The following is a 14,825-nucleotide window of genomic DNA, read 5'->3' on the forward strand; positions in this document are numbered from 1 at the left end:
TGACCCATGGCCGCTCAAGACGCGAACCCTGACGTCGGTCATACGGGACGAGTTCGATGGAATGCTGGTCGAGCCGGGCTGCCCGCTGCTACCCGGCCACTCGCCTGAGCCGCGGAACACAACCCCCCGCGTCCCTGCGTGGACGCTCCCGACGCCGACCCGATTTTACTTTCGGATTGCGTTGCCTTCCCCCGGCGTAACGGCCCGCACTCGCCAGCGGGCAATGGCGTATGCGCGTGCGGCGTGGGGCCTGCCCCCACACCGCAAACACCCACCTATGCGCGCCTACTTCCCGCCGCGATTGCGACAGTTGTCGGTCACTGTCCTGCTGCAAACCGGATAATCCTTGTCCATCGCGGTTGCAGGCGGCGGCGTCAGCGCGCCCTTGTAAGGGCCGCCCTGATAGTCTTCGTCCGCAGGCATCGCCGGGCGCGCGGCCTGTCCTGCGCTTTGCGGATCCGGCACGCCTTCGGTGGGGACGCCCGCTCCCGGAGGATTTGCCTGTCCCGGCGGCGTCGCAGGAGTTTCCCCCTTCATTTGCTGGATCACCGAATTCCACGCCATCTGCCGCTGCTCGGGCGTCATCTTGTAGATCTGGCCGCGCTGGTCGGGCGTCAGCGCCCAGTAGCCCTTCTGCTGGTCCGCGCGGAGCGTCCAGTAATAGACCTTGTAGTCATTCGGCCAGCTTTCGTAATCACCCTTCTGCGCGGGCGTCCACCCATCATACGCCGCCTGTTGTTCGGGCGTCAGCGTGGGGGCAACCGAAGGGGCGGCGGGAGGCGGCGGCATGTTCTGCGCAACGGCAGGAAACGCCGTCAGGGTCAGAGCAGCCGCACCGGCGAGCAGAACTTTTCGCATATCGCACTCTCCGTATTTGTTCGGATCGAAGGTCCTTCGTTCTGATCGAACGACACGCGGACACCGGCAATTGTTCCCCGCGCGCGACGAAGCGGGCTTGCACCGGGCCACGCCGTTCCCTAGTTGTTCACGGTGAACAATCTGCAAGATCCCTCATCTGATCCGCTGATCGACGGCCTCAACGATCCCCAGCGCGAGGCCGTGCTGACCACCGAAGGCCCGGTGCTGATGCTGGCGGGCGCTGGCACCGGCAAGACGGCCGCGCTCACCCGCCGCCTCGCCCATCTTGTCCGCAGCCGCCTCGCCTGGCCAAGCGAGATCCTGTGCGTCACCTTCACCAACCGCGCCGCCCGCGAAATGCGTGAACGTGTGGGCCACCTCGTCGGCCCTGCGGTGGAGGGGATGCCCTGGCTTGGCACCTTCCACGCGATCGCCGCCAAGATGCTGCGCCGCCACGCCGAACTGGTAGGGCTGCAAAGCAATTACACGATCATCGACACCGACGACCAGCTACGCCTTTTGAAGCAGCTGATCCAGGCCGAGGGTCTGGACGAAAAGCGCTGGCCTGCCCGCCAGTTGGCCGGCTGCATCGATCGCTGGAAGAACCGCGGCCTCAACCCGCAGGATCTCGATGCCGGAGAGAACGAGAGCTATGCCAATGGCAAGGGCCAGAAGTTCTACAAGCTGTATCAGGACCGGCTAAAGGCGGTGAACGCCTGCGATTTCGGCGATCTCCTGCTCCACATGCTCAACATCCTGCGCACCCACCGGGACGTGCTGGAACAGTACCAGACGCGCTTCAAGTACGTCATGGTGGACGAATATCAGGACACCAACCAGGTCCAGTACCTGTGGCTGCGCCTGATCGCACAAGGCCGCCAGAATATCTGCGTCGTGGGCGACGACGATCAGTCGATCTATTCCTGGCGCGGTGCTGAAGTGGCCAATATCCTGCGCTTCGAAAAGGACTTCCCCGGCGCGAAAGTGATCCGGCTGGAGCAGAACTATCGCTCCACCCCGCAGATCCTCGCCGCCGCATCGGGCCTGATCGACGAGAACACGCAGCGCCTGGGCAAGACCTTGTGGACGCAGCGCCATGCGGGCGACAAAGTGCAGGTCGTCGGCGTCTGGGACGGGCCGGAGGAAGCCCGCCGCGTCGGCGACGAGATCGAACGGCTGGAACGTCAGGGTGCCCCGCTCGACCAGATCGCCATCCTTGTGCGCGCGCAGTACCAGACCCGCGAATTCGAGGACCGCTTCATATCCATCGGCATGAAGTACCGCATCGTCGGCGGCTTCCGCTTCTATGAACGCGCCGAAATCCGCGATGCGCTGGCGTATTTGCGTGTCATCGCCCAGCCCGCCGACGACCTTGCGTTCGAACGCATCTACAACGCCCCCAAGCGCGGCCTTGGCGCCAAGGCGCTGGAAGCGCTGCACCGGCTGGCGCGCGCTCGCTCCATCCCGCTGTCGAACGCCGCGATCGAGATCGCCGATACCGACGAGCTTCCAGCCCGCGCGCGCAATACCTTCCTTGCCCTCATGCGCGATTTCGCCCGCTGGCGCGATTTGTCCGCCACCGAAGGCCCCGCCGACCTGTTGCGCACCGTCATGGACGAATGCGGCTACACCGACGCACTGCAGGCGGAAAAGACCGCCGAAGCCAACGGGCGGCTTGAGAACATCGCCGAACTTGCCCGCGCCATGGAGGAATACGACAGCCTCGGCGATTTCCTTGAGCACGTCAGCCTCGTCATGGACAACGAGAACGCGGCCGAGGAGGAGAAGGTCACGATCATGACCATGCACGCCGCCAAGGGGCTGGAATTCGACAACGTGTTCCTGCCCGGATGGGAAGAAGGCGTGTTCCCTTCCCAGCGCGCGCTGGACGAAGGCGGGCTTGCCAGTCTGGAGGAAGAGCGCCGCCTCGCTTATGTCGCGATCACGCGGGCGAAAAGGAAGTGCACGATCCTGCATGCCGCGAACCGGCGGATTTACGGCCAGTGGACCAGTTCGATCCCCTCGCGTTTCATTGCCGAACTGCCCGAGGATCACGTCGATAGCGAGACCACGCTGACCGGCGGCGCATCCTTGTGGCGGGCGCAGTGGTCGGAGCATTCCGATCCCTTTGCCGACGTGGCGCGCCAGCAACCTTCGCGCATCGTCACGCGCGGCCCCGGCTGGCAGCGCGCGGCTTCGCGGGAATACGACGCGACGCCCAAGCGCGTGGTCGAAAGCACCCGCTCCGCCGCCAGCTTCGCCGCCAAGCCGCGCACCGACATCGCCGTGGGCGCGCGCGTCTTCCATGAGAAGTTCGGCTATGGTGCGGTGGTCGCTCAGGAAGGCAACAAGCTGGAAATCGAATTCGAGCAGGCCGGCAACAAGCGCGTGCTCGACAGCTTCGTCAAACCGGCCTGAAGAGGTAAGGCACCCTCCTCACTTCCCTACCAATCAAGCCCAATTACCGCGCCCGCGATCACCGCAGGGCGGGTGGTGATTGCCTCCCCAACCTCACGCTATACACTGGTTCAACACGAACGAGAGTAACAGCGAGAGGTATTGGGAAGTGCTCAAATCAGCAGACGGCGGCCTGCGCCCCGTGCCATTCCCGGTCGATGATCCCGAACGCATCCCGGTAAAGCGCTACTACGATCCCGAATTCTACCAGGCTGAACTTGACCACCTGTGGCCCCACGTCTGGCAGATGGCCTGCCGCGAAGAGCAGATCCCCGAAGTGGGTGACTGGATCGAGTACGAGAACGTCGGCAAGTCCGTGATCGTCGTGCGTACCAGCACCGGGATCAAAGCCTTCAACAATGCCTGCCGCCATCGCGGCGTGCCCTTCGCGGGCGGATCGCCGCTGGGCTCGTCGCACGCGACGGCGCATGGCAACTGCGCGAAATCCGGGTTCGTCTGCCCGTTCCACGGCTGGCGCTGGAACATGGATGGCGAGAACACGCTGGTCTACGGCAAGCACTTGTTCTCGGAACGCCAGATGGACGAGGACGACATCAACCTGATCCCCTGCCGCGCCGAAGTCTACGGCGGCTGCGTCTGGATCAACCACGATGCCGATGCCCCCTCCGTTCGCGAAAGCCTTGGCCCGGTGGCCGAACGGCTGGAGGCACACAACCTGCACAAGCTGCGCGCAGAATGGTGCTACGGCACCGTACTTCCGGCGAACTGGAAGATCGCGATGGAAGCCTTCATGGAAGGCTACCACGTCATGCAGACACACCCGCAACTGCAGCATGCGGTGCCGACCATGTACGATTCGATGTACGCCATGGCCGACAACCCCGATCGCCATCCGATGATGGCCGACCCGGCACTCTCCCTTGAAGAGAACATCGCCGCGCAGATCAAGAACATGGAACTGCTCAGCGAAGGCATGGCGGGCATGCTCCACGAAAAGGAAGTGGCGATCGCCAAATCCCTCCAGCACGCCACGCAGGGGCTGCCGGAGGACAAGGGCCAGGCCATGATGATGTGGCTGGGAATGGTGATGCACCAGGTCTCGGCTCAGCTGAAGGAACGCGGCGAACCGATTCCCGATCTTATCGCAGTGGCACAGTCGGACCCCGTCAACGCAGTGGAGTTCCTGTTTCCGCACTACTTCCTGCTGCCCTACTTCAGCTCGATGTCGGCCTACCGCATCCGCCCGCTCGGCCCGGAAAGCTGCTTCTTCGAAATCTGGTCACTGACCTTCTTCCCCGAAGGCGAAGAGCCGGAACCGGTGATGGAGCCCATCGTGCTGCCGTTCGACAGCCAGGATTTCCCGCCCATCCCGCGGCAGGACTATTCCAACATCCCGATCCAGCAGAAGGGGCTGCATGCCTCCGGCTTCGAATTCATGCGCCTTTCCGGCCGGGTCGAAGGGCTGATCAGCAACTACCAGCGCATCATCGACGGCTACCTTGCGGGCGTCCCCGGCGAAAAGCTGGCGGCGGCGAACAACAAGCTGGGCGGCAATTTCGACGGGAGAATCGAAGACCTGGGCTTCTGAGCCCCGGTTCCGAAATGCAAACTGCCCCGCAGGCAGAACCTGCGGGGCCGTTTTCATGTCACGTTGCGGGGTATGGTGAGCCCGACAGGATTCGAACCTGTGACCCGCTGATTAAAAGCTGGCCTTAAACTCTCAGCAGATAGATGCAAATCGCATCAGAGGGGTCATTGGATCACAGAATCCTGCGATCCGAAAACCTTCATATCATTGCATGTGGGTGCAACAGCCATCAACGTAACCAACGCTCCTGATACCCCCCTGCGCCCCCGTTGTTTCTCTCATCGAATTTCAAATCGGTAGCGTTTCGATGAACCGCGAAAGCCTCGTCGCCTCTCGTTCCGTCATATCTATCGGAAGCGAGAAGAATACCTCTAGGTTCGTACGAAGTTGGAATGAATGGCGAACTAAAGGAAGGACGGTTGCTGCCTCTTCCGGGATTGAGCGCACGTTCTCTTCTTTAGCCTTATCGATAGCCGCTACGCCTGAGGCTCTTAGCCAGAACCGAGTGTCATGTCCGCGACGGCCGAGGATTCGGCGACCCCATCCGTATTTATGCCAAGCCGAAATCGTTCTTGTGGCCTCTGCTCGGTCCCATGCGAATTGGTTTTCGAGGTTACTTGCGAGGACAACCGAATCCTGACCGTCATTTGTGGCTCTGCGCAAATGACTCAGAGCTTCCTTTTCTTCTTTGGTCACCTTTTTCTCCAAGTCCCGAATCGGTTGAGCCCTAAAAGGGCTTATAGCGCTCAACTAAGACCCCTAAAAGACTAAAAGGCCGTATCGCGATTTGAGCACGGCTCGTCCCTCCGACCCCATCACGGCGTGCGCAATCGCATCTGGCGTTTTACCGTTTCGACCGCGCCCATTGCCTTCGCCAAAGCCACCTCAACGGCATGAACCTCGAAATTGAGACCAGCTTCATGGCGAGAGGAAAGCTCAAGGACCAAGCGCCATACTTCGTCCGAATGCTGCGCAAGGTGAATGAGGTGAAGCCCACTCATACCCCCGCCGCCATTGATCCATGTTCGCGCCGCTCGATCACAAACGCCGGTCCAAGACATGACGGTTTTCGTAGCTTGACGGCTGGTGCCCAGTTGGGATCGCAATGCGAAGCCTATCCGCTCAGCGAATTCTGCGGTTGTGAGGCGCTGCCCAGCGCGTACTTTTCTGCCGCTTTCAGGAAGCATTCTCCCGCTCCTTTCTTGTAGATTGAGAGCGGGACTTCAATGAGCCGATTTCGAGCGGAAAGCTCCATGATAATTCGTTGGGACGAGCCAGGTGCAGCTGAGCAGGACAATGCCCGAACACTGATTCGGGCCGCGCAATACGTGCGCATGTCGACTGAGCACCAGCAGTACTCCACCGACAACCAAGCCGAGGCGATCGCGCGCTATGCGGAATTTCGGGGCTATGAAATCGTTCGGACATACGCAGATGAGGGCAAGAGCGGGCTGAACATTTCGGGTAGGGCCGCCCTTCAGTCACTCATTCGAGACATCGAGAATGGGGAAGCCGACTTCGAGGCCGTGCTCGTTTATGACATCAGTCGTTGGGGGCGTTTTCAGGATCCTGATGAAGCCGCCAGCTATGAGCTGCGCTGTCGGCGAGCCGGCATCTCCGTCCACTACTGTACCGAGCAATTCGAAAACGATGGCAGCATAGGCTCCTCTATCATCAAGACCGTCAAACGGGCCATGGCAGGCGAGTACAGCCGGGAGCTTTCCGTGAAGGTGTTTGCGGGCCAAGCGAATCTCGTTCGCCTTGGTTTTCGACAGGGTGGAGCGGCAGGCTTCGGGCTGCGGCGGACGCTTGTCGATCAAGATGGACGGCAGAAAGGCCTTTTAGGACTTGGTGAACACAAAAGCATCCAGACGGACCGTGTCGTCCTCACGCCCGGTCCAGAGCATGAGCAAACGATCGTTCGCCAAGTCTATCTATGGTTTGTGCAAGACGGCAAAACTGAAGCCGAGATTGCAGCCTTACTGAACGCCAGGAGAGTTTTGACCGATTTGGGGCGGCAATGGACACGCGGCACGGTTCACCAACTGCTTATCAATGAGAAGTATATTGGTAACAATGTCTGGGCGCGCACATCCTTTAAGCTAAAGCAACAGCATGTCCTAAACCCTGCTGACAACTGGATACGGCACAATGGCGCTTTTTCGCCGATCGTGGACAAAGATTTGTTCGATCAGGCGCAAAGGATTATCGAACAGCGCTGTGCCCGTTTGTCCGATGATGAGATGTTGGCAAAATTGCGCGCAATTCTAGCGCTAAACCAGACGCTCTCGGGCCTGATCATAGACGAATTCGATAACGCGCCTTCAAGCAGCACCTATCGGCAGCGGTTTGGTAGCTTATTACGCGCGTATGCGTTGGTAGGCTTCGCGCCGCGACACGACTATCGATACATCGAGGCTAACCGTCGCCTCCGCGCTGCGCATCCCAACGTGCTGGCTGATCTCATTGGGGGGATCGAGAGGTTCGGTGGCACCGCGCGTTTTGACCCCGAAAGCGAGCTGTTACACATCAACGATGAATTCACCGTGATGCTGGCGATTGCGCGATGCTTTGCCACGGGTGCGGGTTCGCTGCGATGGAAGGTCAAGCTCGACTTTCCGACTAAGCCCGACATCGTTCTGACGGTGCGTATGAATGAAGCGAACGAAGCTGTCCGAGACTACTATGTCCTGCCGCGGCTGACTCTTGAAGCGGCGCTGCTGCGGCTGTGCGAACACAACGGGCTGTCGCTCGATGCCTTCCAATTTCCCACTGCTGACCCTGTTTGGCGCATGGCGGCACGGGTGCCAGTGCGGAGAGCAGCATGACATCGGCAAAACCGGCCCAGCGTATCGAATGGATTCCCATCGATCGGATTACGGTCGTGAACCCGCGCGTCCGCAACCAGCGCGTCTTCCTCGAAATTGTCGAAAATATAGCGACGATCGGTTTGAAGCGGCCAATCACCGTAACCCGCCGCATTGAATCGGACGGCCCTTTCTATGATCTCGTCTGCGGTCAGGGCCGTTTGGAAGCCTATCAACATCTCGGCCAGCGTGAAGTCCCGGCACTAGTCGTTGGGGCTGACGCGGAAGACTGCATGATTGCAAGCTTGGTCGAGAACTGCGCCCGCCGGCAGCACCGGACCATTGACCTACTGCAAGACATCGGCGGCATGGCGCAGCGCGGGTATTCGCACCAGGAAATCGCGCGCAAAACTGGGCTCTCTTATGACTATGTGCACGGCGTCGCGCGTCTGATGGATCAGGGGGAGCAAAGGCTGTTGCGCGCGGTCGAGGCTCGTACAATCCCGCTTTCGGTGGCCGTCGACATTGCTGAGTCCGATGACCAAGGCGTGCAGCGCGCACTCCACACGGCTTATGAGAAAGGCGAACTGAAAGGGAAAAAGCTCATCGCTGCCAGGCGTTTGATCGATGAGCGTCGGCATCGTGGGAAGCGCTTGAAGGTTAGCACTCAGAAGAGCAGCCGGCTTTCCACCGCGTCATTGCTAAAGGCCTATCGCGAAGATGTTGAACGTAAGCGAGCTCTGATTCGCCGCGCCAACGGTGCGCATGACCGCCTCATGCTTATCGTTGAGGCACTACATCGTCTGCGTATGGATGACACGTTTACGGGGCTGCTCGAAGACGAAGCGCTGGGAACGATGCCAGAGGCCATCGCAGACCGACTCGCGAGACGCGGACAGCCCTATCATGCGTAAGCCTGTTATTCCTGTGAAGCTTGGCTTTGAGGAAGCCAGCCTTCGCATCGCACTTGCAGCGATCTTGCCGTTGCGCGACGTGACCGATGCCCTTCGCAAAACCATAAAGTATAATCAAATCGCGGCTTCGATCAGTGAGGTTGGCATTATTGAGCCCCCTGTGGTTGTGCGCGATGCGCGCGAGCGCGAAAAATATCACCTTTTGGATGGTCATTTGCGGGTCGACATTTTACGTACGCGTGGAGAACACGAGGTTGTGTGTTTGATCGCGACGGATGACGAGGCATTTACCTACAATCGGCGTGTAAGTCGGATCGCGGCTATTCAAGAACATAAGATGATATTGAATGCCATAAAGAAGGGAGTTTCGGAGGAAAGACTTGCGCGCGCATTGAACGTCAACATTGACAGCATTAGGCATAAGCGAAATCTGCTCGTCGGTATCTGTCCGGAAGTCGCAGATCTTCTGCAGGATCGCCATGTCCCTCTCAATGTGTTTGGTGAATTGCGCCGCCTCAAACCAATACGGCAAATTGAAGCAGCGCAAGCGATGATCGCCATGATTCGCTTCTCGCTATCTTACGCAAAAGGCCTTGTTGCCTCGACGCCAGATGAATTTTTGGTCGCCAAAAAGCGTAATAAACCGCGAGGTCTCACCACAGACCAAATCGCTATTATGCAGCGTGAATCAGAAAATCTGGATCGCGAGTTCAAGGTTATCGAACAGAGGTACGGCGAGGATCACCTCGATCTGGTGGTCGCAATTGGCTATGTCGGCAAATTACTGAGTAACGCGCGGGTGGTGAGGCATATGGCCCAACAGTATCCTGAGATTCTCAGCGAGTTTCAAAAGCACGTCGAATTCAATCAGGCTGCATAAGGGCAGATGCCTAGGCGGAATTTTTACATAACGCCCGATCTCATCCACGCCCGACGATCTTCAGCATCGACATGGGATGTCCGGCAAAGTGACATAACCGCAATGTGAGGGGTGGCGAATTTCTGGCTTGATGTTTCCCCTTTTTCAACTTGTTCGGAGCATTTCGAAGGGGTTGTTATCCAGCCAGGTGTTTTTCATGAAATTACAATTCCTTGATGCCTCAAATGTGCGCTCGGTTCTGGCGGAATTGATGGATCATCATCAGGAATTTCATTGGGCGGTCGCATGGGGAAGCCTCACAGGCGTCGCGACGAAGCTGCTGAAATATCCAAAAAAGTTCCGAAATGTCACGTTCGGCGTGGCCTTCAGTCAAACCGATCCGAACCTGGTTGATGAATTGATAGGCGTGGCAGGCGCTAAAGTAGCGACGAAGTTTTCCGGCGGCACCTATCATCCAAAGGTTTATGGTTTCGTATCGGGTGAAAGCGCCGTGGCTGTGGTCGGAAGTGCCAATTTCACCTTTGGAGGTTTGGGTAAAAACCATGAAGCTGCGGTGCTGGTTGAGGGGAACGTCAGCGATCCGTTCTTTCGCGATCTGCTAGCATTTACCCGCAGCAGTGCTGATCTGGGTGAAGCTGTAACCGCCGACTTCGCAATCGCCTATCGGGCAAGCTGCAAGCGAGCCGCGCGAATGCCTAAGCCTCCTCACGATCCGTTTGAAGGTTTGCACAAAGTCAAACCCTCTGCGCTGTCATCGTCGCTTACCTCTATGAGTTGGTCGAATTATGTCAGCGAGATACAGGCTTCTCAATATCACGATGTCGAAGACAGTATCGAGCTGCTGCGGGTCGCTCAAGAATGGTTCGCTTCCCGGCGATCATTCGCCGACCTCTCACTTGGACAGCGTCAAGCGATCGCAGGGTTGGTTGTAGATCGAAACGAACGCAACGGGGCAGACCTAGCCCGTGATTGGGGGTGGTTTGGTTCCATGCGCGGCATGGGCAATTTTGCCAATCTGGTCATCGCCAATGATCGTCATCTTGCGCAGGCGATCGACAGTGTGCCTCAGAAGGGAGAAGTTCTGCGGCATCATTTTAAGACTTTTTCCCGCCATTTCACACGCGCGTTCAAAGGCGCTGACCGGGTTGGCGGTTATGCTACGGCCAGCCGTCTTTTGGCTATGAAACGACCCGATGTATTTCTGTGCGTGTGCAAGCCGAACATTGCCCAGGCAGCGGGGCGGATGGGTTTCGCGCGGACGACGCTGACCCTAGATGATTACTGGGACAAGGTCATCGAGATCGTGCGGCTTTCTGACTGGTATAACGCGGACAAGCCGGACAATGCCGAGGGTGAGCTTTGGGAGTGCCGCGTCGCCTTGCTCGATGCCGTGCTTTATCGGCCGGTGTAAGCTTATGAAAAAGCTGGAGGCATAATGCTTGTCGCTGCAATCGATGTCGGTAGCGCACTCAAGATGGGTTGGAGTACCTCAACCGGACTTTCTGGTTGCGGCGAGCCCACCATATTACTCGACGCCATCGCCTCTGCCATTTCTGCCGACGAGCCGGTTGCGATTGGTTTTGAAGCACCGCTGTGGGTGCCGCGAAGACGCCCTTTCCCGACGATGACGGCCAATCGTGGCGGGATCGAAGCGGCCATGTCGCGGCCGTGGTCGGCAGGCGCTGGTTGCGGTGCGATGGCAGCTGGCATCGCCAATATGGCCTGGATATTTGACGCATTGTTTGCTCGAATGGGAGCACTGTGCGCCACTACATGTACCAGCAGGTTCGCCCAAGGAGACATGCAGCTGTTGATCTGGGAGGCGTTCGTCTCTGGTCATCTCAAGGCACAATCTCATGCCGGTGATGCGGAACTAGCCGTAGCCGCTTTTGTCGCGGGATGGCCGCATCTTGAAACTGCGATCCGGCACGAACCATCGATCAATCTCGCAGCGGCTGCAGCTGCGGGCGCTGGTCATGCCATTGATTTTGCTGAATTAGGGAATCCAGGTTTGGTGATTGCCGCTCAACCAAGGATCGTGTTGGCGGATACATAGCCCACAACGCAGAGTTGCAGTAGGATAAAGAGCTTTGAAAAAATGGCGTGTCGTGGACGCTTTTCGACATCTCGGAGCGGAGACCCGTGACCGATATGCCTGGTCGGCGCAGAGCCCTGACGGTCAAATCACGGTCCTTACGTTGTGGGAAGATGAGATCGAAGACGACGGAACTGTGGTTCGCGTCGATTACCTCGATCATCCCAAGCTTGCGGTATGGGCCTCCCAGCGCGGTAACAAGACAAGACGGAATCACCTTGAGCAGGTCTGGCATGATAGTCGAACGTTTCAGGTGGTCATGTTGCGTGCTCAGGATCCTACCGCAATTCCACGTAAAGCTGTGATGCGATGGCCCGATGAAACGCTCACCATGAACCTGCTGGAATTTGACCCTGTCACTGGGGCATTCCGCGCCGAAGGAGCGCGGGCGGCTATTTCAAGGAAAGAGCCTCACGCCGGCTGGTCGCTTACCGAACTGGATGCGTGTGTTCGTGCGTACCGACAGTTGTGGCTTGCATGGCAAGAGGGCGCGTCGGTCAATAAATCACTGCTGCGGCGCAATGTGCTGCGCGAATCCCTGCCTAAGCGGGGGGAAGCGGCTTATGAGCGCCGAATGCAGAATATTTCAGCGGTGATCGAGGAGCTCGGATTGCCCTTCGTTGGAGGTTATCCGCCGCTCAAGAATGTTGGACGGGTTAAGGATAGCATTATAACTTTGATCAATCTGCATTGGGCGCGTGCGCAGGTTTGGGAAAAGCCAACAGCGAACGAGGTAGATCTAAAGACTAGAATTGCATCGGCGGCCCAGCGGATTGCCAAACTGTCACCGCCTTCGGGAAACAAATTGGTCTCCCGTGTCACAGTATCCAGTCAGACTTTTGTCCGTGACCCTAATGTGATTGCATGGGTCAACGAGAGCGCTGCAGGCTTGTGCGAAGCCTGTGGTGATGCTGCGCCATTCAACCGCCCCGATGGTCTGCCATATTTGGAAGTTCATCATGTTCGCCCTTTGTCTGAAGGAGGACCGGACACCGTGGATAATTCGATCGCAGCATGCCCGAATTGCCATCGCAGGCTTCATCATGCCGAGGATAAGAAAGAGTTCCGTAAAGCGGTGATCGCGCGCGTTAGTCGTTTACATGACTACCCTAAGCGCATCTTGGATTGACCAATTGCAGTGCCATTTGAATAAATTATCAATATTTCGTCAAATTTAGTCCGCCCCAAGGGCAGTAGAATTGAAAATCGGGATTCGTTACTATTGTTGTAGTCGTAATGATGCGCGCTATAAGGTGATTCCCTGATTGCTAAAATTTCAGATTTTATGAGGCGCGATCTGGTCGGGAGATGGGTGTGAAAGGTCGGTTTTCACTACCCCCGGTGGTCGGCATCTGGTTCCAACCTGAACTTTTCTGTTGCACGCTGTCGAGAGATTAGAAAATTCTTTGAGATTGGCTGAAAACCATGTTTTTTAAGGTGTCGTTGAAAGGAACGACACATGCGGAAAGCACTTACTGCAAAGACGATCGATGCTCTAAAACCTGCCGAGAGACGCTATGACGTTCATGACCTATTGTGTCCCGGCTTCAGCGTGCGTGTGGGCAAGCAGGGGCAAAAAACATTTACCGTGAAGTATCGATACGGTTTGAAGCAGCGCCGTCTTCATCTTGGGGTGTATCCACGTATCAGTCTCTTGCAGGCGCGCGAGAAGGCGCTGGAGGCCCTTCGTAATGTCGACGAGGGCATTGATCCTGCAACACGTCGCCGCCAGCTCAGCTTGCGTGTCGAAGCGGTTTGCCAGGATTTTATCAAGCAGTACGCGAAGCCGCGAAATCGCAGTCGGCAAGAAGCAGAAAGGATCTTGCAGCGCGAATTTGTAGCTGTGCATGGGCAGCAAGACATTCGCCGTGTCACACGCGCTATATTCTTGGCTTGATGGATGGTGCGATTGAGCGTGGCGCCGCGTATCAGGCAAATCGCATCCATTCAAACCTGCGCAAACTGTACAATTGGTGCGTTGAGAGAGGTATCGTAGATTCCTCCCCTGTTATGGGAATTAGAGCTCCGACGCGCGAGCAGGCACGTGATCGTGTTTTGAATGACAATGAGGTTAGGGCTGTGATGCGCGCTTGTGAGGTCGAGGCGTACCCTTTCAGGCAATTCGTGCTGTTGTTGCTCGCCACCGCACAACGTCGTGGTGAGGTGTCGCAGATGAAATGGAGCGACATCGACCTCGAAGGCAAAATTTGGGTCATCCCTGCACACTTATCGAAGAACGGAAAGCAACATGTCGTGCCCCTCAGCGGCTATGCTTTGAAGCTCTTGGCTGAAGCGCCGCGCTTCCTCGAATGCGACTTCGTGTTCACGACGACGCAGCGCACGCACATCAGCTGTTTCAGCAAGACGATAGGGCGCATTCACGAAACGTCTGGGACGAGCGACTGGCGGTTTCATGACTTACGGCGCACAGGTGCATCGGGAATGGCCCGGCTTGGCGTTGCGCCCCATGTCATCGAAAAGGTGTTAAACCACATTTCAGGTACGATTTCTGGTGTGGCTGCGGTCTACAATCGGTACGGGTATGACGCCGAACGGCGGGACGCATTGGAGGCTTGGGGGCACACGCTTGAACAATTCGACCGAGGAAAGTGACGAGCCCTTTAAAGATGCAGCCATCGCGAAGCTGGCAGAAATTGCCGGCGTCGCGAAAGACCTCGACGCTGTAGCGCGGCTTAAGCACGAACTCGTCCCACTTGGACGGGAATTTCGTCGCATCATCTCCATAACACCTTCGGAACTTGATCGTTCGCCCTCAAGCCATACGCTGACAGAACGCCTCGACTGGATCGACACGCAAGTCCTCAATCCACTCGATAAGCTGATTCCCGCTTTGGGTCCCGATTGTCGCCACCTGTTGTCCTTATGGCCCCAAGAAGTGGCACCTGACCTCATGCCCGATCTCGACGAGGTAACGCGGCATTTGGAGCATCTGCGACTCTTGGCCCGCCACGTCGCCGTCATGCTTGTTACTTACCGCAAGCACGATCTGCCGCATGGTCTGCTGATCCGGAACCATATCGTAGTAGCCTCAGCGGCGGCCCTGGATCGGGCGTTGCCGAACCTGAAACCAAGCAGGGGAACCTACGACAAGAAATCCAAGAAATTCGACGGAAGGTATCCCCATTGTTGATTGCCACTGAGAAGTGACCCGGGGTTTCCATTGAGAAGTGACCCGGGTGGGTGTGGTTTATGTGCTGCCGTTGAACGGCGGGTTCAAGATGCTGGCTTCTCCTTTCTGGCTTTG

Annotated in this window: 13 protein-coding genes; 11 read left to right on the forward strand and 2 right to left on the reverse strand. The window is 57.6% G+C overall.

Going from position 1 to position 14,825, the window contains the following annotated elements; genetic code table 11:
• Positions 1-285: 285 nt before the first annotated feature.
• Positions 286-858 (reverse strand): hypothetical protein, encoded by a 573-nt coding sequence (locus A8V01_RS24100; protein WP_103098810.1) that lies wholly within the window; start codon positions 856-858, stop codon positions 286-288.
• Positions 859-990: 132 nt separating this feature from the next.
• Between A8V01_RS24100 and A8V01_RS24105 the strand changes: the two genes are divergently transcribed.
• Together A8V01_RS24105 and A8V01_RS24110 are read left to right on the forward strand one after the other, a co-directional pair.
• Positions 991-3,276, forward strand: a complete 2,286-nt coding sequence (locus A8V01_RS24105) for an ATP-dependent helicase (RefSeq protein WP_245892801.1) — start codon at positions 991-993, stop codon at positions 3,274-3,276.
• Positions 3,277-3,424: 148 nt separating this feature from the next.
• The gene (locus tag A8V01_RS24110) at positions 3,425-4,864 is read left to right on the forward strand and encodes an aromatic ring-hydroxylating oxygenase subunit alpha (RefSeq protein WP_103098812.1); all 1,440 of its coding nucleotides are present in this window, start codon (positions 3,425-3,427) and stop codon (positions 4,862-4,864) included.
• An 815-nt stretch (positions 4,865-5,679) separates the two neighbouring features.
• Here the strand turns inward: A8V01_RS24110 and A8V01_RS28380 are convergent.
• The gene (locus tag A8V01_RS28380) at positions 5,680-6,051 is read right to left on the reverse strand and encodes a hypothetical protein (RefSeq protein WP_146037370.1); all 372 of its coding nucleotides are present in this window, start codon (positions 6,049-6,051) and stop codon (positions 5,680-5,682) included.
• A gap of 66 nt (positions 6,052-6,117) precedes the next feature.
• Here A8V01_RS28380 and A8V01_RS24120 point away from each other — a divergent pair, with 66 nt between their 5' ends.
• The 9 genes from A8V01_RS24120 (at position 6,118) to A8V01_RS28390 (ending at position 14,711) form a co-directional block, all read left to right on the forward strand.
• Entirely contained in the window at positions 6,118-7,692 is a 1,575-nt protein-coding gene (locus A8V01_RS24120; protein WP_103098814.1) for a recombinase family protein, read from the forward strand.
• The gene (locus A8V01_RS24125; protein ID WP_103098820.1) at positions 7,689-8,585 is read left to right on the forward strand and encodes a plasmid partitioning protein RepB C-terminal domain-containing protein; all 897 of its coding nucleotides are present in this window, start codon (positions 7,689-7,691) and stop codon (positions 8,583-8,585) included. The genes A8V01_RS24120 and A8V01_RS24125 overlap by 4 nt, the downstream gene beginning before the upstream one ends.
• Complete coding sequence (locus A8V01_RS24130) at positions 8,578-9,465, forward strand: plasmid partitioning protein RepB C-terminal domain-containing protein (RefSeq protein WP_103098815.1); 888 nt, start codon at positions 8,578-8,580, stop codon at positions 9,463-9,465. The genes A8V01_RS24125 and A8V01_RS24130 overlap by 8 nt, the downstream gene beginning before the upstream one ends.
• Before the next feature lie 196 nt (positions 9,466-9,661).
• Positions 9,662-10,876, forward strand: a complete 1,215-nt coding sequence (locus A8V01_RS24135) for a phospholipase D family protein (RefSeq protein ID WP_103098816.1) — start codon at positions 9,662-9,664, stop codon at positions 10,874-10,876.
• A 24-nt stretch (positions 10,877-10,900) separates the two neighbouring features.
• Positions 10,901-11,521, forward strand: coding sequence for a hypothetical protein (locus A8V01_RS28385; RefSeq protein WP_146037371.1), 621 nt, complete (start codon positions 10,901-10,903; stop codon positions 11,519-11,521).
• Between the two features lie 34 nt (positions 11,522-11,555).
• Complete coding sequence (locus tag A8V01_RS29590) at positions 11,556-12,689, forward strand: HNH endonuclease (RefSeq protein ID WP_146037372.1); 1,134 nt, start codon at positions 11,556-11,558, stop codon at positions 12,687-12,689.
• A gap of 330 nt (positions 12,690-13,019) precedes the next feature.
• On the forward strand, positions 13,020-13,457 hold the full coding sequence (locus tag A8V01_RS24145) for an Arm DNA-binding domain-containing protein (protein ID WP_103098818.1): 438 nt from the start codon (positions 13,020-13,022) through the stop codon (positions 13,455-13,457).
• A 113-nt stretch (positions 13,458-13,570) separates the two neighbouring features.
• The gene (locus A8V01_RS24150) at positions 13,571-14,173 is read left to right on the forward strand and encodes a site-specific integrase (protein ID WP_281256531.1); all 603 of its coding nucleotides are present in this window, start codon (positions 13,571-13,573) and stop codon (positions 14,171-14,173) included.
• Positions 14,148-14,711, forward strand: coding sequence for a hypothetical protein (locus A8V01_RS28390; RefSeq protein WP_146037373.1), 564 nt, complete (start codon positions 14,148-14,150; stop codon positions 14,709-14,711). The genes A8V01_RS24150 and A8V01_RS28390 overlap by 26 nt, the downstream gene beginning before the upstream one ends.
• Positions 14,712-14,825: the final 114 nt, after the last annotated feature.

The sequence above is a fragment of the Novosphingobium guangzhouense genome, from assembly GCF_002896965.1.
GTDB lineage: Bacteria > Pseudomonadota > Alphaproteobacteria > Sphingomonadales > Sphingomonadaceae > Novosphingobium > Novosphingobium guangzhouense.